The 20,027-nt window shown below is 71.2% G+C and carries 21 protein-coding genes; 12 read left to right on the plus strand and 9 right to left on the minus strand.

Annotation, left to right across the window (positions count from 1 at the left end; translation table 11 throughout):
- The first annotated feature begins 1 nt into the window (after position 1).
- Positions 2-856, plus strand: coding sequence for an LLM class flavin-dependent oxidoreductase (locus ACIPN7_RS21060; RefSeq protein ID WP_400546760.1), 855 nt, complete (start codon positions 2-4; stop codon positions 854-856).
- A 35-nt stretch (positions 857-891) separates the two neighbouring features.
- On the opposite strand, the gene ACIPN7_RS21065 is transcribed toward ACIPN7_RS21060, so the two are convergent.
- The 3 genes from ACIPN7_RS21065 to ACIPN7_RS21075 all read right to left on the minus strand — a co-directional run bounded on the left by ACIPN7_RS21065 (position 892) and on the right by ACIPN7_RS21075 (position 2,818).
- Positions 892-1,359 carry a VOC family protein gene (locus tag ACIPN7_RS21065; protein ID WP_400546763.1) on the minus strand — a complete coding sequence of 156 codons (468 nt, stop codon included), beginning with the start codon at positions 1,357-1,359 and terminating at the stop codon, positions 892-894.
- Positions 1,360-1,425: 66 nt separating this feature from the next.
- Positions 1,426-1,815, minus strand: coding sequence for a helix-turn-helix domain-containing protein (locus tag ACIPN7_RS21070; protein WP_400547224.1), 390 nt, complete (start codon positions 1,813-1,815; stop codon positions 1,426-1,428).
- A gap of 76 nt (positions 1,816-1,891) precedes the next feature.
- Positions 1,892-2,818: a GntR family transcriptional regulator gene (locus ACIPN7_RS21075; RefSeq protein ID WP_400546766.1), complete on the minus strand. Its 927-nt coding sequence runs from the start codon at positions 2,816-2,818 to the stop codon at positions 1,892-1,894.
- A 189-nt stretch (positions 2,819-3,007) separates the two neighbouring features.
- Between ACIPN7_RS21075 and ACIPN7_RS21080 the strand changes: the two genes are divergently transcribed.
- The 6 genes from ACIPN7_RS21080 (at position 3,008) to ACIPN7_RS21105 (ending at position 9,357) form a co-directional block, all read left to right on the plus strand.
- Positions 3,008-4,231 carry an FAD-dependent monooxygenase gene (locus ACIPN7_RS21080; RefSeq protein WP_400546769.1) on the plus strand — a complete coding sequence of 408 codons (1,224 nt, stop codon included), beginning with the start codon at positions 3,008-3,010 and terminating at the stop codon, positions 4,229-4,231.
- A 105-nt stretch (positions 4,232-4,336) separates the two neighbouring features.
- Entirely contained in the window at positions 4,337-5,026 is a 690-nt protein-coding gene (locus ACIPN7_RS21085; RefSeq protein WP_400546771.1) for a FadR/GntR family transcriptional regulator, read from the plus strand.
- Positions 5,023-5,790: a creatininase family protein gene (locus ACIPN7_RS21090; protein ID WP_400546773.1), complete on the plus strand. Its 768-nt coding sequence runs from the start codon at positions 5,023-5,025 to the stop codon at positions 5,788-5,790. The genes ACIPN7_RS21085 and ACIPN7_RS21090 overlap by 4 nt, the downstream gene beginning before the upstream one ends.
- A 101-nt stretch (positions 5,791-5,891) precedes the next feature.
- Positions 5,892-7,022: an alpha/beta hydrolase family esterase gene (locus ACIPN7_RS21095; protein WP_400546776.1), complete on the plus strand. Its 1,131-nt coding sequence runs from the start codon at positions 5,892-5,894 to the stop codon at positions 7,020-7,022.
- Complete coding sequence (locus ACIPN7_RS21100) at positions 7,019-8,572, plus strand: AbgT family transporter (RefSeq protein WP_400546779.1); 1,554 nt, start codon at positions 7,019-7,021, stop codon at positions 8,570-8,572. The genes ACIPN7_RS21095 and ACIPN7_RS21100 overlap by 4 nt, the downstream gene beginning before the upstream one ends.
- Positions 8,573-8,640: 68 nt before the next feature.
- Positions 8,641-9,357 (plus strand): DUF1361 domain-containing protein, encoded by a 717-nt coding sequence (locus ACIPN7_RS21105; protein WP_400546782.1) that lies wholly within the window; start codon positions 8,641-8,643, stop codon positions 9,355-9,357.
- Between the two features lie 28 nt (positions 9,358-9,385).
- On the opposite strand, the gene ACIPN7_RS21110 is transcribed toward ACIPN7_RS21105, so the two are convergent.
- Both ACIPN7_RS21110 and ACIPN7_RS21115 read right to left on the minus strand, forming a co-directional pair.
- The gene (locus ACIPN7_RS21110; RefSeq protein ID WP_400546785.1) at positions 9,386-10,573 is read right to left on the minus strand and encodes an exo-alpha-sialidase; all 1,188 of its coding nucleotides are present in this window, start codon (positions 10,571-10,573) and stop codon (positions 9,386-9,388) included.
- A 97-nt stretch (positions 10,574-10,670) separates the two neighbouring features.
- Positions 10,671-11,126 carry a GNAT family N-acetyltransferase gene (locus tag ACIPN7_RS21115; protein WP_400546788.1) on the minus strand — a complete coding sequence of 152 codons (456 nt, stop codon included), beginning with the start codon at positions 11,124-11,126 and terminating at the stop codon, positions 10,671-10,673.
- 52 nt (positions 11,127-11,178) lie between these two features.
- Here ACIPN7_RS21115 and ACIPN7_RS21120 point away from each other — a divergent pair, with 52 nt between their 5' ends.
- The 3 genes from ACIPN7_RS21120 (at position 11,179) to ACIPN7_RS21130 (ending at position 14,230) form a co-directional block, all read left to right on the plus strand.
- Positions 11,179-12,171 (plus strand): GlxA family transcriptional regulator, encoded by a 993-nt coding sequence (locus ACIPN7_RS21120; protein WP_400546791.1) that lies wholly within the window; start codon positions 11,179-11,181, stop codon positions 12,169-12,171.
- Between the two features lie 152 nt (positions 12,172-12,323).
- On the plus strand, positions 12,324-13,322 hold the full coding sequence (gene gap / locus ACIPN7_RS21125) for a type I glyceraldehyde-3-phosphate dehydrogenase (protein WP_400546794.1): 999 nt from the start codon (positions 12,324-12,326) through the stop codon (positions 13,320-13,322).
- A gap of 116 nt (positions 13,323-13,438) precedes the next feature.
- Positions 13,439-14,230 (plus strand): alpha/beta fold hydrolase, encoded by a 792-nt coding sequence (locus ACIPN7_RS21130; RefSeq protein WP_400546797.1) that lies wholly within the window; start codon positions 13,439-13,441, stop codon positions 14,228-14,230.
- Here ACIPN7_RS21130 and ACIPN7_RS21135 read toward each other — a convergent pair.
- The gene (locus tag ACIPN7_RS21135) at positions 14,224-14,661 is read right to left on the minus strand and encodes a protein-tyrosine phosphatase family protein (protein WP_400546800.1); all 438 of its coding nucleotides are present in this window, start codon (positions 14,659-14,661) and stop codon (positions 14,224-14,226) included. The two genes, ACIPN7_RS21130 and ACIPN7_RS21135, sit on opposite strands and share 7 nt — an antisense overlap.
- An 83-nt stretch (positions 14,662-14,744) precedes the next feature.
- On the opposite strand from ACIPN7_RS21135, the gene ACIPN7_RS21140 reads away from it, so the two are divergent.
- The gene (locus ACIPN7_RS21140) at positions 14,745-15,326 is read left to right on the plus strand and encodes a dihydrofolate reductase family protein (RefSeq protein ID WP_400546802.1); all 582 of its coding nucleotides are present in this window, start codon (positions 14,745-14,747) and stop codon (positions 15,324-15,326) included.
- 76 nt (positions 15,327-15,402) lie between these two features.
- On the opposite strand, the gene ACIPN7_RS21145 is transcribed toward ACIPN7_RS21140, so the two are convergent.
- The 3 genes from ACIPN7_RS21145 to ACIPN7_RS21155 all read right to left on the minus strand — a co-directional run bounded on the left by ACIPN7_RS21145 (position 15,403) and on the right by ACIPN7_RS21155 (position 18,247).
- Positions 15,403-17,067, minus strand: coding sequence for a beta-1,3-glucanase family protein (locus ACIPN7_RS21145; RefSeq protein WP_400546805.1), 1,665 nt, complete (start codon positions 17,065-17,067; stop codon positions 15,403-15,405).
- Positions 17,068-17,193: 126 nt separating this feature from the next.
- Complete coding sequence (locus ACIPN7_RS21150) at positions 17,194-17,448, minus strand: hypothetical protein (protein ID WP_400546808.1); 255 nt, start codon at positions 17,446-17,448, stop codon at positions 17,194-17,196.
- Between the two features lie 163 nt (positions 17,449-17,611).
- Positions 17,612-18,247: a GNAT family N-acetyltransferase gene (locus ACIPN7_RS21155; RefSeq protein ID WP_400546811.1), complete on the minus strand. Its 636-nt coding sequence runs from the start codon at positions 18,245-18,247 to the stop codon at positions 17,612-17,614.
- A gap of 385 nt (positions 18,248-18,632) precedes the next feature.
- On the opposite strand from ACIPN7_RS21155, the gene ACIPN7_RS21160 reads away from it, so the two are divergent.
- Positions 18,633-19,703 (plus strand): DUF262 domain-containing protein, encoded by a 1,071-nt coding sequence (locus ACIPN7_RS21160; protein WP_400546814.1) that lies wholly within the window; start codon positions 18,633-18,635, stop codon positions 19,701-19,703.
- The last annotated feature ends 324 nt before the right edge of the window (positions 19,704-20,027 follow it).

Here is a 20,027-nt window from a genome sequence, read left to right on the forward strand (position 1 = left end):
GATGCGCTTCTCCGTGAACGTCCCCAACTTCGGCGACCTCGCCGACGCCCGCGCCGTCGCCACCGTGGCCCGCGCCGCGGAGGAGGCGGGCTGGGACGGCCTGTTCGTCTGGGACCACGTGGTGCACCGCAAGGAGGCGCGCCGCGGCCAGCCGTTCGGCGACCCGTGGATGCTGCTCACCGCGGCGGCGCTCGCGACCTCGACGATCCGGCTCGGCACCCTGGTCACGCCCGTGGCCCGGCGCCGGCCCGAGCAGCTCGCCCGGCAGGTCGCGACGCTGGACGCCGTCAGCGGCGGCCGCGTCGTCTTCGGCGCCGGCCTGGGCGGGCCCGTCGAGGACGAGTTCGGCAGCTTCGGCGACGAGACCGACCCCGTGGTGCTCGCTCAGAAGCTCGACGAAGGGCTCGGCCTGCTGGCGCGGTACTGGTCGGGGGAGCGCGTGGACCACGACGGACCGCACTACCAGGTGCGCGACGTCGAGATCCTCCCGGCCACGGTGCAGCGGCCCCGGCCGCCGGTCTGGGTGGGCGGCTTCTGGCCCGCACGCCGGCCGTTCCGGCGCGCGGCGCGGTGGGACGGCGTCGTGCCGCTGTTCGCGTCCGGGCACGGCGTGCCACCCACGCCCGGCGAGGTCCGGGAGGTCACGGAGTACGTCATGGAGCACCGTGCCGCGTCCGGCCCGTTCAACGTCGTCGTCGGCGGGCTGACGACGCCGGAGGCGGCGGCCGACGTCGTAGGACCGCTGGCCGAGGCCGGGGCGACCTGGTGGGACGAGCGCGGGCTGTACGAGTCGCCCGACCTGTACTCCCTGCCGGCCGTGCTGCGCCGGGTCGAGGCGGGGCCGCCGCGGCTCTGAGGCGCGGCCCCGCCCGGGGAGACCTGGACCGGGGTTCAGCCCGGCTGCTCCGCGCTCCAGCGGGCGATGTCCTCGTCGGTCACCTCGACCGGTCCGGTGGCCGGCTGCGTGACGCGGATGTGGTTGCCGAACGGGTCGCGCAGGGCGCAGTCGATGCCGTACGGCTGCTCGACCGGCTCCTCGGTGAACTCGACGCCCTTCGCGCTCAGCTCGGCGTAGGTGCGGCGGCAGTCGTCGGTGGTCAGGATGCACGCGACCCCGAGCGCCCCCTTGGTCAGCAGGTCCCGGACCTGGGCCGCGACCTCCTCGCTGAGGGACGGCGGCCCCGGCACCTCCAGCAGCAGGTGGCGGTCCGGGTCGGCGGGCAGCGAGATGGTCAGCCAGCGCATGAAGCCCATGTCGACGTCGTTGCTGACCTCGAACCCGAGCTTGCCGACGTAGAAGTCGAGGGCCTCGTCCTGGTCGAGCACGGTCACGGCGGTGATGGAGATGTTCTTGAACATGCCAGTCACGCTACGACCGCACCGGTGCGCCGCGCTTCTCCGAATCTGCTCGGTCGAGGAAGCCGCTCAGCCCGCGGGTCGCATCCAGCTCTTCACGAAGCAGACGGGCGCGGCGACCGGCCGGGTCCGGCCCCGGTACCCGGTCGGCGAGTCGCCCACGACGTCGCGGAAGGTGCGGCTGAACGTCCCGAGGCTGGTGAACCCCACCAGCAGCGCCACGTCCGTCACCGGTGTCGCCGTGTCGCTGAGCAGCGCCATCGCGCGCTCGATCCGGCGTCGCTGCAGGTACCGGTGCGGCGTCTCCCCGAATGTGGCCCGGAAGGTGCGGCTGAAGTGGGACGGCGAGACGTGTGCGATGCGGGCGAGCGTCGGCACGTCGAGCGGCTGGGCGTAGTCGCGGTCGATGGCGTCCCGGGCGCGCAGCAGCCGGCGGTTGTCCTGCTCGCGCGGCGACATCGTCCGCCGCGCCGTCGGGAGCTCCACCGGGGTCACGCGCCCACCCTACGACCCGCGCGACGCGCGCGACAGGCGCTCAGGCCGGGTCCCCGAGGAACACCGCGTACCCGTCCAGGAGGCGGGCCAGGCCGAACTCGAAGAGCGTGTCGAGGGTCAGGTCCACCTCGGCCGACGTCGCCGCCACCAGGTGCGGGTGGCGGCGCGGGTCGACGGCGGCCTGGAGGTCGGGCAGGGTGCGGTCCATCCACTCCTCGTCGGTCAGCCCGTCGTCCTTGCGGGCCTGCGCCGCCGGCTCGATGCCCACCCCCAGCCCGCGCACGAGCTGGAAGACCGACACGGTCAGGTGCATCCGCGTGTCGAGGTCCAGCCGGCGGCCGGGCAGCTCGCCGAACGCGGACAGCAGGGCCTCGGTGTGCGCGATGCCGTGCGGCAGCACCTGCGGTCGCGTCATCGACATGACGTGCGCGGCCCACGGGTGGCGCTGGAACGCGGCCCACATGGTGCGGGCACAGACCTCGGCGCGGGCCCGCCAGCCGTCCGGCAGCGGGTCCGGGAGCGGCGAGGTGGCGTACACGGTGTCGAGCATCCGGGCCAGCAGCTCCTCGCGGCCCCGGACGTAGCGGTAGAGCGACATCGTGGGGATGCCCAGGTCGGTCGCGATCCGCCGCATCGACAGCCCGCCCAGCCCCTCGGCGTCGGCCGTCGCCATGGCCAGGCGCACGACGTCGTCCACGGTGGGGGCGCTCGCGGCGGACGCCGCCGCCCCGGGGCGGGCCGTGCCGGCGCCGGCCGCGCCCGCGGCCACCACGGTGCCCACGCCGCGCCGTACCTCGACGAGCCCGTCGCGGCGCAGCGCGTCCAGCACCCGGCTCGCGGTGGCCATGGCCACGCCGTGCTCGGCGACGATGCGGCGGGTGGACGGGACCGGCGCCCCCGGGGCGAGCTCGCCCGACCGGATGCGGCCCCGGATCTCGTCGGCGATGCGCTCGGACGGTGTGGTCATCTTCGGCTCCCTGTACTAGTGCGGTCGCGGGCCTGCCTCGCGCGCCGCGGCCCCGTGGCCTGGGCGTTGGCGGGGTGCACTACCTGGTGTACTACCCCGCCCTTTACCCAGCATAGGACGCTTCGTACGGTGTACGAAGCGCCTCACCGAAAGAACCTCGGCGAGGAACCTTCGACTCAGGGAGCAGCCATGACCCACGTACTCGTCTCCGGTGCCAGCGTCGCCGGGCCGGCCCTCGCCTTCTGGCTCCGCCGCTACGGCTTCGACGTCACGGTGGTCGAGCGGTCGGCCGGGCCCCGGCCGGGCGGCCAGGGCATCGACGTGCGCGGCGCCGCGCGGACCGTGCTGGACCGGATGGGCCTCACCGAGCAGGTCCGGGCCGCCCACACGGGCGTGCGCGGTATCGCCTACCTCGACGCCGCCGGGCGCCGCACCGTCGAGCTGCCGGCCGAGATGTTCGGCCACTCGGGCGGCGTCATCGCCGACATCGAGATCCTGCGCGGCGACCTCATGCGGATCATCATGGATGCCGCCGACGGGGTCGAGTACCTCTTCGACGACAGCGTCACGGCGCTCGACCAGCGCGCCGACGGCGTGGACGTCACCTTCGAGCGCTCCGCCCCGCGCCGGTTCGACCTCGTGGTCGGCGCGGACGGCGTCTTCTCCACCACGCGCCGCCTGGCCTTCGACGGCGCCTGGCGGGCCGTCGACTCCGGCTACCACCGCGCCGTCTTCACGGCCGAGCCGGCCGGTGCCGCCGACAGCTGGGGCCTCGACGGCTGGGAGCTGCTGTACTCGATGCCGGCCGGCAACGGCGTGGGCGGGCGCAACGTGCTGCTCTACCCGGCGCACGGCGGCGCGCGCGGGATGGTCCACTTCGCCGGTGACCCGGTCACCTACGACCGGCGCGACATCGCCGGGCAGAAGCGCCTGGTCGCCGGCGTGCTGGCGGGGGAGGGCTGGGAGGTGCCGCGCCTGCTGGAGGCGATGGAGCGCGCCGACGACTTCTACTTCGACCGGCACGTGAAGATCGAGATGCCGTCGTGGCACCGCGGCCGCGTCGCGCTCCTGGGCGACGCCTGCACCGCCGGGTCCGTCGGCATGGGCACCTCGCTGGCGCTCGTGGGCGCGTACGTGCTCGCGGGCGAGCTCGCGCGGGCCGGCGGCGACCCCGCCGTCGCGTTCCCTGCGTACGAGGCGACGGTGCGGCCGTACGCCGAGGTCAACATGGAGCAGCTCCCGGGCGGCGCGCGCGGGTTCCTGCCGCCCTCCCGGTTCGAGATCAAGGCGCGCACCGCGGTGATGGGGGTGCTGCTGAAGACCCCGCTCGCCAAGGTCATGATGGGCGGCATCGACAAGGCGGTCGACCAGATCACCCTCCCGGACTACGCGGAGCAGGCGGCCCGCCTCTAGCGAGCGGTCGACCACAGCAGTTCCGGCCAGGACCCGGCCGTCTGTGGCAGGAACTGCTGTGGTCGACCTTGACCCGGAGGTGATCAAGTGATTTAGTCACTTCCCATGACTCAAGGTAGAGCCTCGTTCTCGGAGCGGCTGGCGGACGACATCGTCGAGCTCATCCGCTCCGAGAGCCTCGGACCCGGCGACGTGCTGGAGTCCTCCCGCGACCTGGCCAAGCGGTTCGCCGTCACCACCCCCACCGTCCGGGAGGCCCTGCGGCGGCTCGAGGCCACCGGCGTGGTCGAGCTGCGGCACGGCTCCGGCACGTACATCGGCCCGGGCATCGAGCGGTCGGTGCTGGCCAACCCGCACCGGCCGCACATCACGCGCTCCTCGGTGATCGAGCTGGTCCAGGCCCGCCTCGTCATCGAGCCCGGCATCGCGGCGCTCGCCGCGAGCGCCCGCGACGCCGCCGCCCTGCAGCGGCTGGAGGCCGCGGCGGCGACGGCGCTACAGCCGCCGGTGCACGGGTTCCGGCCGGCGCTGAACTTCCACGTGGAGCTGGCGGCGGCGTCGGGCAACGGGCTGCTGCGCGAGACGGTGGAGGCGCTGCTGCACGTGCGGGCGTCGGAGCAGACGGAGATCCGGTTCCGGTACGACGACCGGCAGCGGGACCATGCGGAGCACCTGGAGATCCTGGGCGCGGTCCGGGACGGGGACGGGGCGGCTGCCGAGCGGCTGACCCGGGCGCACCTGACCACGATCCGGGAGTCGCTGGAGGCGGCGGACTTCGGGGAGGCGGCACCGTGACCGCGCCGTACCGCCTCGCGGAGATGACCACCGTCGAGGCGGCGGACGCCGTCGCGCGTGGCACCGTGGTGCTGATCCCGGCCGGGGCGCTGGAGCAGCACGGCCCGGGCATGGCGCTCGGGACCGACCTGGTGCGGGCCGAGGGCGTGGTGGCGCAGGTCGCCGCGAACCTGGCCGGGCGGGTGGTGGTGGGGCCGTCGATCCCCGTGGGCGTCTCGCCGCACCACATGGCGTTCGCGGGCACGGTGACGCTGACGACCACGACGTTCGCGGCCGTGGTGCGGGAGTACGTGACCAGCCTGCACCGGCACGGCTGGACGCGGTTCCTGGTGGTCACCGGGCACGGGGGCAACAACGCGACCCTGACGACGGTGGCGCAGGACCTGCTCGTGTCCCACCCGGGGATCCAGCTCGCCTGGTCGCCCCTGACGTCGCTCGCCGGCGACGCCGTGGCCGCGATGGAGCCGAGCGCCGTGCACGGCCACTCCGGCGAGGCCGAGACCGCGCAGATGCTGCACCTCGCACCGCACCTGGTGCACACCGACCGGCTCGAGCCGGGCACCACCACCCCGGACCAGCTCGACGACGTCTCCCGTACGGCGCGCCGCCACGCGCAGCCCGCCCTGACCCTGCCGTACGACCGGCTCAGCCCCAACGGCGTGCTCGGCGACCCGCGCCGGGCCACCGCCGAGGACGGCGCCGCGATCGTCACGGCGATCGTGGCTCGCATCACCACGTTCCTGGAGGAGTGGCCGGCCCCCTAGCTCCGGCCTCCCGAACATCACACCCACCGCACGCACCTGGCCCGCCAGGTGTCCGCTCCGCCGTGCCCACAGACGCGGGCCGGCGCCCAGAAAGGACTCGCATGTCAACGACGACAGCATCACCTCGCTCCGCACCGGACGGCCGACGGCGGCCGGCCCGGCGCGTGGCGCTCCTCGCCGCCGTGGCGCTCGCCGCGGCGACCCTGGCCGGACCGGTCGGCGCCGCCACGGCGTCCGCCGCACCTGCTCCGTCCGACGCCGCCGCGTCGCACTCGGCCGGCGCGGACCGGGCCGCGCGCCACCCGCTGCGGTCCGTGGGCTGCGGCGCCGACCCCGGCCAGGAGCCGGGCAGCAGCGTGCTGCGCACCCTGACCAGCGACGGCCGCGAGCGCACCGTGCAGCTCCACCTGCCGGACGGCTACCGCAGCGACCGGGTGTGGCCCGTGGTGCTGGTGTTCCACGGCCGCGGCAACACGGGCGCGGGCACGGAGGTGTTCTCCGGGCTGGACGCGCTGCCCGCGATCGTCGCGTACGGCAACGGCGCGGTCGGCACCGGGGACGGTGACCGGCAGGCCTGGGAAGGCGCGCCGTACGCGGCCGCCGGCGTCGACGACGTGGCCTACACGAACGACCTGCTGGACACCCTGGAGCGGGACCTGTGCGTGGACCCGCGGCGCGTGTACGCGACCGGCAAGTCCAACGGGGCGGGCTTCACGGGGATCCTGGCGTGCGAGCTGTCGGACCGGATCGCGGCGGTCGCGCCGGTGGCCGCGGCCTTCTACGGCACGGGCCACCCGGGCTGCGACCCGGCGCGGCCGGTGCCGGTGATCGACTTCCACGGCACGGACGACGTGACCATCCCGTACGCGGGCGACCCGGACCGCGGCCTGCCGGCGATCCCGGACTGGGTGGGCGGCTGGGTGGCGCGCAACGGTTGCGCCACGGGTCCGGACGTCGAGCAGACGGCGTTCGACGTGACGACGTCCCGCTGGACGGGCTGCGACCGGGGCGCCGAGGTGACGCACGTGGCGGTGCTCGGCGGCGGCCACACCTGGCCGGGGGAGGACAGCTACTCCGGCGGCGGGTACGCGACGCACAGCATCGAGGCCCACGAGGTGCTGTGGGAGTTCCTGGGTGACGAGCGGCTGCCGGTGCGGTTCCTCACCGGGCATGCCGGGCACGCCGGGCACACCGGGCACGGCACCTCCGAGGCGCGGGGGGCGGCGTCATGACCGCCACGTCCAAGCAGGCCGCACCCGGGACCGAGCCGGACCGGCTGCCCCGCGTGCTGCGCGCGCTGGCCGTCGTCGAGCGCCTCGGCAACGCCCTGCCGCACCCGTTCTGGCTGTTCTGGATCCTGGCGGCGATCCTCGGCGTGACGAGCGCGGGCCTCGCGGCGGCCGGCGTGTCCGTGGTGTCGCCCGCCGACGGCGAGACCGTGGTGGTGCAGAACCTGCTCAGCGGCGCCGGCCTGGCCATGGCCGTCTCCACGGCCGTGGACAACTTCGCGACGTTCGGCCCGATGGGCACCATCGTCGTGGTCATCATGGGCGTCGCCATCGCGGAGCGCACCGGCTTCCTGTCGGCGGCCATGAAGGTCTCCGTCTCCCGCGTGCCCGTCTCCTGGGTCGTGTTCGCCGTGGCCTTCGCGGGCACCGTCTCGCACGTCGCGAGCGCCGCCGCGTACATCATCCTGGTGCCGCTGGGCGGGCTGGCGTTCCGGGCGGTGGGCAAGTCGCCGATCCTCGGTGTGGTGGTGGCCTACACGTCCATCGCGTCGGGGTACGACGCGAGCCCCGTGCCGACGCCGAACGACGCGATCTTCGCGGGCATCACCACGGAGGCGGCGCGGATCATCGACCCGAACGCGTACGTGTCGCCGGTGAGCAACTGGTTCTTCAACATCGCCTCGTCGCTGCTGCTGGCCATCGTGATCACCCTGGTCACCAACCTGGTGCTGGCCAAGCGGCCCGATCTCGGGGCCGACCCCGACGCCGACCTGGACGACGTCGAGGGTCTGGAGCTCTCGCCGCGGGACCGGAAGGCGCTGCGGGCCGCCCTGCTGTCCGGCCTGGTCGCGATCCTGGTCGTCGTCGCGGTGGTGCTGCCGTCGTCGTCCCCGCTGCGCGGGGAGGACGGGAGCCTGACCGAGTCGCCGTTCCTGGACGGGATCGCGGTGATCGTCGCCGTGCTGTTCGCGCTGGTCGGAATCGTCTACGGGTGGCGGTCCGGGGAGATCACGAAGGCCGGGGACGTGCCGCGGCTGATGGCCGAGGGCGTGAAGCAGATGGCGCCCGTGCTGGTGCTGTTCTTCGCCATCGCGCAGTTCCTGGCCTACTTCGACTGGACGCACATCGGCGACGTCATCGCGGTGAACTCGGCCGAGGCGCTGGAGACCAGCGGCGTGCCGATCGGGGTGGTGTTCCTGGCGATCCTCGCGCTGCTGTCCGTGGTGAACGTGCTGGTCACCAGCGGCTCGGCGATGTGGGCGATCGCGGCGCCCGTCGTCGTGCCCATGCTGATGCTGCTGGAGGTGCCTGCCGAGACCACGCAGGCGCTGTTCCGCATCGCCGACTCCGGGTCCACGGCGATCACGCCGATGAGCCCGTACTTCATCATGGCGCTCGGGTTCCTGCAGCGGTACCGCAAGGACGCCGGCATCGGCACCCTGGCCTCGTACACGCTGCCGCTCGCGGTCTGCATGACGATCGCCTGGACGTTGCTGTTCTTCGCGTGGTGGGCGCTCGGCATCCCGCTCGGGCCGGGGGCTCCGGTGCGCTGACGCACACCTGCCCCGCCGTCGCCCCGTCACCGGGCGCGACGGCGGGGCCGCGGCGATGATGTGCGGTGATGAACGCGATCCTGCTGCTGCCCGCCGGCATCGTCCTGCTGAACGTCTTCGCCCTGGCCCTGGTGCTGCTGCGCGCGCCGGTGTTCCGGCTGCCGGTGTACTGGCCGATGGTGCTCAACATCGGGCTGTCGGTCGCGCCCGCCGTGGTGCTCGGGATCGGGCTGCTGCTGGTGCTGGGGATCATCACGTTCGTGCCGAACCAGGCGCTCATGCTCACCGTCATCGCGGTGGTGCTCGTGGTCTGGGTGCTGCTGCTGCCCAACTCGGCGTACCTGGTCACGGAGCTGAACTTCTCCCACCGCCGGCCCACGGACGACCCGGCGCCGCTGTGGTACGACATCGTGATGGTGCTGTCCCTGGCGCTGTCCGGGGTGCTGAACATGCTGATGAACGTGCTGCTGGTGCAGTTCGCGTACGTGCTGATCGTGCGGCCCAACGACGACGACCCCTACCGGCAGCCCGACTCCTGGGTTCTGGTGGCGCTCACCCTCGTGCTGGTCAGCGTCGGCATCTACCTGGGTCGCTACGTGCGGTTCAACACCTGGGACCTGCTGCACCCGTCCTCGTTCGTGCGCAAGCTCGCCGCGCACTTCCGCGTGGGGGCGCACTGGCGGACGCTCGCGGGCTTCGTCATCGTGCACACGCTGTTCTTCGGGCTGATGTACCTGCTGGTGGTCGCGCCCGTGGTGCTGATGGTGGCCGCCGTGAGCCGGTAGGGCTCACGGCGGCCACCATGCGTGCGGCTCAGCCCGGCAGGCCCGCGACCGCGAAGTACGTGGTGCAGGCGCCGCCCTCCGACTCGTACCCCGTGGACAGCTCCAGCAGCTCGCCGCGCTCCGGCAGGGCCAGCAGCGTGGGGCTGTAGTTGGGGCAGTAGTTGTTCCACGGGGCGAGGATGGCGACGGGCGCCTCGGCCGTGGTCCAGGAGCCCTCCGGGACGCCCTCGTTGGTCATGATCGTGGAACCGCTGCCGGGCAGCACCGCGCCGTCGGCCCCGTAGAGCATCTGCCCGACGCCGAGGAGCCGCCCGTCGCGCGTGCCGTCGTCGTACCAGGAGATGTTCGGGGTGTGCCGGAAGTGGGTGCCGTCCGCCGTGGCGACCGGGGTGCCGATCTCGGTGACGGGCTGCCAGGCGATCCCGTCGGCCGAGCGGCGCGTGTAGTGCCGGCAGTCCTGCACCGGCCCGCACACCTCGTAGCTCATCAGGTAGTCGCCGTCCGGCAGCTGCCGAACCACCGGCATCCCCGGGCGCAGCCCGGGGTCCGCCAGCGCGATGACGTTCGCCAGGGGCGACCACGTCACGCCGTCGGGCGACGTGGCCTGCACGATCGTCTGGCTGTGCGTGGGCTGCTGGTTCTCGTCGGAGACGTACAGCACCAGCTCGCCGTCGGGGGAGACGGCGAACTCCGGCTCCCACAGGCCCTTGCCGCCCGCCGCCGTGGCCGCCGTCGAGACGTGCTCCCACGTGCTGCCCTGGTCCGTGCTGGCCCACACCGGCAGCGTCATCCGGCGCGTGGCCTCGTCCTCCTGCTGGCCCACCGACGCCGACCACAGCAGGGTGCCCTTCGGCAGGTCGCCCACCTTGCGCGGCAGCTCGAACAGCGTCGAGCAGCACAGCCCCCGCGCCGCCCCCGGGTCGGAGACCGTGCCGACCCGGTCGAAGCTGCGGCCGTCGTCCGTGCTGGTGAAGATCGCGCCGTGACCCGTGTCGCCGTCGAACGTGACCGTGCTGACCACGATCGTGCCGTTCGCCCGGCCCGAGTGCTCCAGCCGGATGGCGCGCGGGTAGAGGGAGGTGCCCTCCATCAGCCGGGTCCCGTTCACCGCCCCTCCCGGTGGCGGCTCCGCCCCGGTCGCCGTCGCCGGGGCGACGGCGGTGGACAGTGCGAGCGCGGCGAGCGCGAGCACCGTGAACAAACGTCGCACGACCATGGTGGGCTCCTCTTCGATCGACTCTGATCTCGGACTGCGATGGTCGACCCGCGTCGACGGGCGACCGCCGTCACCGTAGTGACCGATCCCGCGTGAGTCAACGTTGCATCAGCGTGTTCCGCGCCGAGAACCCCAGGCGCTCGTAGAAGGGCATCACGGAGTCGCGGGAGTCCACCGTGAGCTTGCGGACGCCCAGGTCGTCGGCCGCGGCGCAGAGCGACCCGACCAGCCGCCGGCCGATGCCGCGCCCCTGGTGCTCGGGGACCACGAAGACGCTCTGCACGTCACCGGACCTGCGGACCACGTCGCCCGGGTTGGGCACGCGCTCGAACACCGCCAGCCACGCCATGCCGACCAGGTCGCCGTCCAGGTCCGCGACCTGGCACACCGACCGCTCGCCCTGCGCCACCATCCACCGCCCCAGTGCGGCGGCGAACTCCCTGGCCTCGTCCTCGCCCGGCGTGCGGCCCGGCTGGGCCCAGCGCCACCGCAGCGCGGACAGGGCGGGGGCGTCGGCGAGGGTGGCGGTTCTGATCACGAGGTCTGACGGCACCGGCCCATGCTGGCACGGACCTCGCGGCGGCGCGGTGCATAGGATTCCTGGCGTGAACGCCGCTCGCCGGAAGAACCACCAGGTCGCCGTCCTCGTGCTGGAGGGCGCCAAGCCGCTCGACGTCGGCATCCCGGCGCAGGTGTTCTCCAACCGGCCGAGCATGCCGTACGAGGTGCGCGTCTGTGGCGCCGCGCCCGGACTCGTGACCGGCGGCGACGGCCTCTCCTACCACGTGGCCGAAGGGCTGGACGCGCTCGAGCGCGCCGACACGGTGTTCGTCCCCGGGTACCGGACGCCGGCCGCCGCCGACCCGCCCGCCGTCGTCGTCGACGCGCTGAAGGCGGCCCACGCGCGCGGGACGCGGCTCGCGGCCATCTCGACCGGGGCGTTCGCGCTGGCCGCTACCGGCCTGCTCGACGGCAGGCGCGCCACGACGCACTGGCACTACACCAGGGCGCTGCGCGAGCGGTACCCGCTCGTGCAGGTGGACGAGAACGTGCTGTTCGTGGACGAGGGCGGCGTGCTGACCTCGGCGGGTGCGGCGTCCGGCATCGACCTGTGCCTGCACCTGGTGCGGCGCGACCACGGCGTGGGCCTGTCCAACCACGTGGCCCGCCGGCTGGTCGCCGCCCCGTACCGCAGCGGGGGACAGGCGCAGTACGTGCCGCGCAGCGTGCCCGAGCCGCTCGGCGACCTGTTCGCCGACACGCGCGAGTGGGCCCTGGAGCACCTCGCCGAGCAGCTCACCCTGGAGGCGCTCGCCCGTAACGCGCGGGTCTCGGCGCGCACCTTCTCGCGGCGGTTCGTGCAGGACACCGGCTACACGCCGATGCAGTGGGTGCTCCGGGCGCGCGTGGACCTGGCCCGCGAGCTGCTGGAGCGGAGCGACCTGAGCGTCGAGCAGGTCGCCCACCGGGTCGGGCTCGGCACCGCGGCCAACCTGCGCCTGCACTTCCATCGCATCCTCGGGACGTCGCCGACGGAGTACCGGAGCACGTTCTCGGCGGGGGCCGAGGGCGGCTTCGAGGGCGCCGTCGGGGACTAGCCGAGGCCCGATCCGGCGCCCGCCCAGAGGGCTGGCGAGATCCTTGCGATCGATGGCGAAGTGTCTGGCGGAATCCTTGCGTGCAGTGGCTTTCCAGCCTCTTTCGGACGGCGCCGCACGCGCGGAGCATGGGACCCGACGAAAGGAACCCCATGACCCGCATCGCCATCAACGGCTTCGGTCGCATCGGCCGCAACTCCCTCCGTGCCCTGCTCGAGCGCGACAGCGCGCTCGAGGTGGTCGCGATCAACGACCTCACCGCCCCGGACTCCCTGGCGCACCTGCTCAAGTACGACAGCGCGCTCGGCCGCCTGGGCCGCTCGGTGGAGGTGGACGGCGACGAGCTCGTCGTCGACGGCCACCGGATCAAGGTGCTCGCGGAGCGCGAGCCCGCCAAGCTCCCGTGGGCCGAGCTCGACGTCGACATCGTGCTGGAGTCGACCGGCCGCTTCACGTCCGCCGACGCCGCCCGCGCGCACATCGACGCCGGGGCCAGGAAGGTGCTGGTCAGCGCACCGTCGGCCGGGGCCGACGTGACGCTCGCCTACGGCGTGAACACCGACGCCTACGACCCGGCGCAGCACGTGATCGTCTCGAACGCGTCGTGCACCACGAACGCGCTGGCCCCGCTGGCCGCCGTGCTGGACGACCTGGCCGGCATCGAGCACGGCTTCATGACCACCGTGCACGCCTACACCCAGGAGCAGAACCTCCAGGACGGCCCGCACCGCGACCTGCGCCGCGCCCGCGCGGCCGCCGTCAACATCGCGCCGACCACGACGGGCGCCGCCAAGGCGATCGGCCTGGTGCTGCCCAACCTGAACGGCAAGCTGTCGGGCGACTCGATCCGCGTGCCCGTGCCCGTGGGCTCCCTGGTGGAGCTGAACACCACGGTCGAGCGCGAGGTCACCCGCGAGGACGTGCTGGCGGCCTACCGCGCCGCGGCCGACGGCGCCCTCAAGGGCATCATCGACTACTCCGACGAGCCGCTGGTCTCCAGCGACATCACCGGCCAGCCGGCCTCCGCGATCTTCGACGCCGCCCTGGTCCGTGTCGAGGGCAAGCACATCAAGGTCGTCGCCTGGTACGACAACGAGTGGGGCTTCTCGAACCGCGTGATCGACACGCTGGAGCTGCTCGCGGCGGCGTAGTGCCCGCGGCGCCGGGCGCCGTGATCCCAGGGGGCGACGGGCCCGGTGCCGGTGCGGTTGTATCTTGCTGCTGGACCGCGTGACCTGCTCGATGTCCGCACGGAAGGGGTCTCCTCGTGCTGAACGGCCTGCCGTACTTCTCGGCCGGTGAAGGACCACCCCTGGTGGTCGTCCTCTACACCCCGCAGGCGGCCAACCCGACGGGGCTGGCGCACTGGTCCACGATGCGGATGCTGAGGCCGTTCACCGAGCACTTCACGGTGTACGTCGTCAACCGCCCACCCGGGCTGCCGCCGACAACCACGATGGCCGATCTCGCTGCCCTCTACGCGGCAGCGATCACGTCCACCTTCGGCGGCCCGGTGCACGTGCTGGCCATCTCCACGGGCGGATCCATCGCCCTCCAGCTCGCGGCCGACCATCCCGACGTGGTCGGCCGCCTCGTGCTGGGCGGCACGGCCTGCGCCCTCGGCCCTGTCGGCAGACGGGCGCAGCGCGCCTACATCGAACGCGTGAGCCAGGGCAGGCGGCCGAGCCCCGCGCTCGCGGAGGTCGTCACCGAGTCGGCCGTCGGCAGACGGTTGCTGCGCGGCCTGCTCTGGCTGTCGGACGGCGGTCACACGGACCACACCGACGCCGTCACCGTGCTCCGTGCCGAGGACGGCTTCGACCTGCGTGGGCGGTTGCACGACATCACGGCGCCCACGCTGCTGATCCAGGGCGACAAGGACCTGGTCTACCCGATGGGGCTGGCCACGCAGACGGTCGAGGGCATTCCGCACGCCTCGCTCGTCGTCTACGCGGGCCGAAGCCACAGCAGCACGTTCAACGACAGGCGCTTCGCTCCCGACGCGCTCGCCTTCCTGACGTCGCCGGGTGCCACGGAGGTGTCAGGCGGAAGTCAGTGAGCGAGGGAAGCTGCGAGGTTCTCGACCCAGCGTCTCTGCCGCCTGGTCTCCACCGCGCGCCGGTGATAGTTCTCGCGGACCCACGCCACGGCGTCGACGGGCGTGACGCCGCTCATGATCGCGAGGACCGCCATGGCCGTGCCCGTCCGGCCGACCCCGCCCCCGCAGGCGATCTCGACCCGCTCGGACTCCGCACGCGAATGGGCCTCCCGCAGGGCGGCCAGCGCCTGCTCGGTCGAGTCAGGCAGCCCGAAGTCCCGCCAGCGCACCCAGCGGTACTCCCGGCCGGGCACCCGGGGGTCCCGACCGCGCAGGTAGACCGCGAAGTCGGGCAGTGGCACCTCGCCGCGCGGACGGCGCAGCCCCGTGCCGCGTACCCGCCGCCCGTCGGGCAGCTCCACGACCCCGTCGGCCATGTCCCAGTGATCCATCGCTCCAGCCTAGGGAGCCGGACGCCGATGAGTAATGCGGCTTACCGCAGTCGTACGGTCATGGAAACCGGAAGGAGTCCGCGATGAGCAAGGTGATCACCCACATGACGATGTCCCTGGACGGCTTCATCGCCGACCCGGACGACCGCATCGACGACATCTTCGACTGGTACGCGGCGGGCGAGGTCACCGTGCCCAGCGCCAACGAGGGCGTCTCGCTCCGGGTCGACGAGGCCAGCGCGGTGATGCTGCGCGACCTGACCGTGGGCACGGGCGCCCTCGTGGCCGGCCGGCGCCTGTTCGACATCACCGACGGCTGGGGCGACAGCCACCCCGTGGGCGCCCCCGTCGTCGTCGTCACGCACCACGTACCGCAGGACGCGGACCGGTGGCCGCGGACCACGTTCGCCGGCGACGTCACCGAGGCCGTCACCCGCGCCCGCGAGATCGCCGGCGACAAGGACGTGACGATCGCGAGCGCGAACGTGGCCCAGCAGGCGCTCGCGCTCGGCCTGGTGGACGACGTGTGTGTCAGCCTCGCCCCGGTGCTGCTCGGCGCGGGCATCCCGTACTTCGCCGACCTGGGCCGACACCTGCTCCTGGAGGACCCGGAGGTGGTCCAGGGCCGCCGCGCCCTGCACCTGCGGTACGCGGTGCGCCGCTGAGCGGCGTCGTGCGACGACCCCCGACCGGCGAGATGCCGGTCGGGGGTCGTTCACCGCGGTGCCGGACGGCGGCGGCTCAGAAGGTCCAGCGCTGCTCGGCGGCGCCGGAGCAGGTGCGGATCTCCAGGCGCTGGCCGTCGTGCAGGGGCGTGCCCCCGACCGCCGTCAGGCACTTGCCCGACTGCGGGTTCACCAGCGACTGGTTGCCGGACTGGTAGGTCCAGCTCTGCGCACCCGTGCCGTTGCACTCCCAGAGCTGCACGACGGCGCCGTCCGCCGAGCTCCCCGACGCCACGTCGATGCACCGGCCGAGGGCGCTGAGGGTCGAGCCCGACCGGGTCCAGGTCTGGGCGGTGTTGCCGGTGCAGTTCACGATCTGCAGCGGGTTGCCGTTGAACGAGTCGGCCCAGGGGACGTCCACGCACATGCCGTTGGACGCGTGCACCGCGCCCGTGCCGGACGGGAGCGGCCCGCTGCCGCCGTCGCCCCCGCCGCCGGACCCCGCGATCGGCGTGGCGGTGCCCGAGAACGGGTCGAGCTGGATGTAGGCCGCGGACGGGTTGCCGTCGTGCACCAGCGACTCCTGCGCCAGGACGTCGTCGAACGCGAAGCCGTACGCCTTGCCGTTCGCCATCTGCTGGTGGATGAACTTGGAGTAGTAGTCGGTCACGGAGGCCTCGTAGAAGCCCGAGGTGCTGGTGCCCGGCTGGGTGGTGCGGGTCAGCAGGGTGGAGCGGTGGAAGCCCGCGCACAGGGTGCGGGCGATCGCGCCGATGTCGTTGTTGGGTGCGGCCAGGTCGTTGTAGCAGCCGAAGACCGAGTCGCTCGACGGCTTGCGGAACTCGGTCACGTACGCGCCCGAGGTGTTGGTGAAGCGCATGACGCCGTTCTGCACCCGGCCGGTGAAGACGGCTGCGGGGTCGTAGGAGTAGGGCGCGACGGTGAGGTTCTCGTTCGTGTACTTGGCCCACACCTGGTCCACGTACGACGAGAGGATGTTCGCGTCGAGCTGCCCGGTCCCGATCGCGTGCCCGGGCGCGAGGATGCGCAGCAGCGACCCGTCCGGGGCGCGCTGGGCCAGGTTGGTCCAGCCGGGCGTGGCGGCCAGGGCGTTGACGACGTTCTGGTAGCCGTCGGGCTTGAGCATGCCCGTGCTGATCACCGAGCCGTCGGCCTTCCGCAGGCCCGTCTGGTACGGCGCCGAGAGGAAGTCGACCTGGGTGCTGTTGATCCACAGGCCCGAGTCGTTGAGCGTGAACTCGGTCCAGCTGAACAGCTTGTTGCGGTTCGGGTCGCTGGGGTTCTGGACGGCGGGCTGGACGAGGCGGCCGTCGTTGACGACCTTGAAGCTGAGCTTGCTGCCGTACGAGAAGTAGACCCGGCCCGACATCTTGGGGAGCTGGATGGTCTTCGACTGCCCGTCGGCCGGGCCGGCGATCGACGCGTCGGGCGCGTCCACGGGGGTGCCGCCCACGGTGGGCCAGGCGTGGAACGTGCCCGCGGCGTCGGCCCAGCCGAGCTGGCCGGTGCCGGGGTCGCCCAGGACGTAGACGAACACCTGGTCGCCGCGCCCGGAGTCGTTGGTGATGGTCAGGGGGATGGTGGCAGGGACGGCCGCCGCCGGCGTGGGCTGCGCGACGACGAGCGTGGCCGCCGTGACAGCGAGCGCGCCGAACACGGCGAGCACGTTGCGGAGCGGGTGGAGTCTGGACCTTCGTGCACGTGACGGGGTTCGTGACATGGGGAGATCTCCTCGTGTATCCGGGTAGCACGCCGTTGTACCTACTGGACTGTCAGCGAATCGGATATTAGTGAGGAACCCTGCCAATGTCACGAGTCGGGCAGAACTTTCACCCGCGAGAGGCGGTCAGGGGCGCCGGTCCAGGATCGCCTGGGTGGCGTTGTCGATGTTCTCGACGAGCTTGTGCACGCCGTCGAGCAGGGCGGCGAGGCCGATCAGGAGGGCGGCGAGCCCGATGATCACGGCCAGGGTGCCCACGCCGGCGCCGACGGTGAGGAGGATCGTCCCGATGATCAGTCCGGCCAGCCCCAGGGTGACCGGGCCGGCGGAGCGGTTGGCCGCGGTCGGGGAGTGGCGAACGTTCTCGGTGGCATCAGTCATGCCGCACATCGTGCTGCCCCGGTGGGCCCCGTGACCAGGGAAACCGGGTGTTCGGCGTGCGGACAGGAGTCGGACGACCGTATCCCCGGGCGATGCGGCTCGATCCGGCCTGGTGAACACGAGTCGGTAGACCGCGCTTCTGGACGGCGATCACATGAGATGGTCACGCCAGATAGAGCCTGAAACCTTCGGCCTCCGGTACAAATCCGAGGTTGGAGTACAGGTCGTGCGCGCCGTCGCTCGCGTGACGCTTGTGGGTCAGAAGTTGCACCTTGTAGCAGCCGGCGGCTCGGGCGTCGCGCAGCAGGTGTTCGATGGTGGCCCGTGCAACACCCCGCCGCCGGTGGGCGTACTTCACGACGACGGCCTCGATGAAGGCGGTCGGCCTGCAGTCGTAGGTGATGTTCGGCAAGACGGACAGACACGCAGTGCCTGCGGCATCCGAGCCTTCCTCTGTCAGGTACACCGTGACGTCGGGCGACTTCTGGATGCGTTCCCACATCTCGATCTGCCGCTCTGATGGCCGGCCTGGGGTGTTGCCGACGGTGGGGTGTCCGGTGGCGGCTCTGCCTGGTTCTGCCTGAGGACTTCCAGGACGGCCACCAGGTCGTCGAACCGGGCCGGTCGCGTCTGAAATCGAGAACTCATGGGCTCGACCCTGCCAGCGGGGCGAGGTCGCGGCCAGAGGCGCGTCCCTGCCGTCTGAGATGGAACTGGCGGCGTTGACCAGGTCCGAAACAGGGTCTGGTCTCCCAGCTGGTCCCCTGGAGTATCGGCAGCGGTACGTCCAGAGAGACAAGAAAGTCCCCTTGACTGGCGTACTCGCTGGTCAAGGGGACTTTCTGCACGGTGGGCGATACTGGGATCGAACCAGTGACCTCTTCGGTGTGAAGGCAAATCAACGTGCATCAAGGGTCATCGAAGTGGCGCAAAGTCGTCCCAGTTCGTCCGACGGGGTACCCCGCAGTTCCACCCGGTAGTGCTGCAACTAGTGCAGCACCTGCCCTCCTCGCTGGGGGCTGCGCAACCTACCGCGTCGCCATCCTTGGCCAGCATCGCCTGGCTGATCTGTGGGCTGACGGCTTCGGCTGGGCGGGCAGAAAATCGCCCTCGTATGCCGACGAGTTGACTACAGGCTGATGTATCCTCACTCGAACTACCAAATGCGATCCAAGGAGTCAAGTGTGGGAGTGACGTCCGATCTCCAGCAATATAGCGTTGCCGACTTTATGGAGTGGCATTCGAAGCGTCAGCTGGAACTCAACCCTGACTTCCAACGCGGCAATGTTTGGCCGCTCGCGGCTCGTACATTCTTGATCGACTCTATCTTGCGGCACTTGCCAATCCCGAAAATCTATCTTCGCACCCGAGTTGACCTGGAGACTAAGCGTTCCTATCGGGAGGTGGTGGATGGACAGCAAAGACTGCGCGCGATTCTGGACTTCGGCAACGATGGATTCGCGCTGGGGCCTCGCGCGAATGAGTACAAGGGAAAAAGGTACTCCGATCTAACGCCCGAGGAGCAAGAGAGGTTTCTCGGCTACTCAATCTCGGTCGACCAATTGATAAATGCCTCTGATGCTGACGTTCTTGAGGTGTTCTCGCGGCTCAACTCATACACTGTGCCTGTCAATCCTCCGGAACTCCGACATGCAGAGTTCCAAGGGGAGTTCAAATGGGCCGTCCATGAGATGTCTCGACAGTGGGCGACGCTTTGGGAGGATTATCGAGTTGTTGGACGCCGAGACGCTGTCCGCCTCCTCTCTGATTCGTTAATGGCCGAAATGTTCGGCATAGTCCTAGAAGGTGTTCGGGATGGTGGCCAGCCCAAGATCGATGCGCTGTATCGCCGTCAAGACAAGGCCTACGAGAGAGGCGTTGCCGAGGGCAATGTCGATGCGACGCTAACTTACATTTTGCGGAACTTTGCAGAACTGCTAAGAGAGACGTCGCTGTCCAGCGCGCCACACTTCTTGATGCTGTTCGCTGCAGCCGAGCACGTGCTTCACGGCATTCCGATTGGGGAACTGGACGAACTGCCCGAGCGGGGAGAGGTGGGTGACCCCGCAACCGTCGCCGTGCGCCTTGAGGAGCTCGCAGCGCTCATCGCCGCTGATGAGCTGCCAGAAGAGCCATCCAGAGCCGAGGCGACATTCTGGAATGCATCGAAGAGCACCACACAACGTATCGCAAGTCGCAAAGCAAGGTTTCCTGTCTACGTAAAAGCCATCCAGGGAAAGCCTTTCGACTGGTGAAGCAGGAAAATCTGGGCGCGAGGTACTGGAGACTAAGCCGCAAATTGCAGTGGCTCGCGGATTCTTTTAACTCACCGGCTGGAACCAGCGGTTGTGACGATATCCATGCCTTCGGTCGCGAAGGTGTTGTGCTCCAATTGCAGGATCAGTGGAGCAATTTCTGTCGCGATCTGATCTACGCTTCGTGGCGTGGCGGCGTTGTAACGGCTGGCGGTACTGTAATCCCGCCTCGGCCTGGCCGGAAGACGGACTATGTCGCATATAACACATTGCGTGCGACATATACCGGTGCGCTACGAAAGAGTCGGAGTTGGAATCCCACAT

Origin of the sequence: Promicromonospora sp. NPDC090134, from assembly GCF_044746965.1 — a bacterium.
Taxonomy (GTDB): domain Bacteria; phylum Actinomycetota; class Actinomycetes; order Actinomycetales; family Cellulomonadaceae; genus Promicromonospora.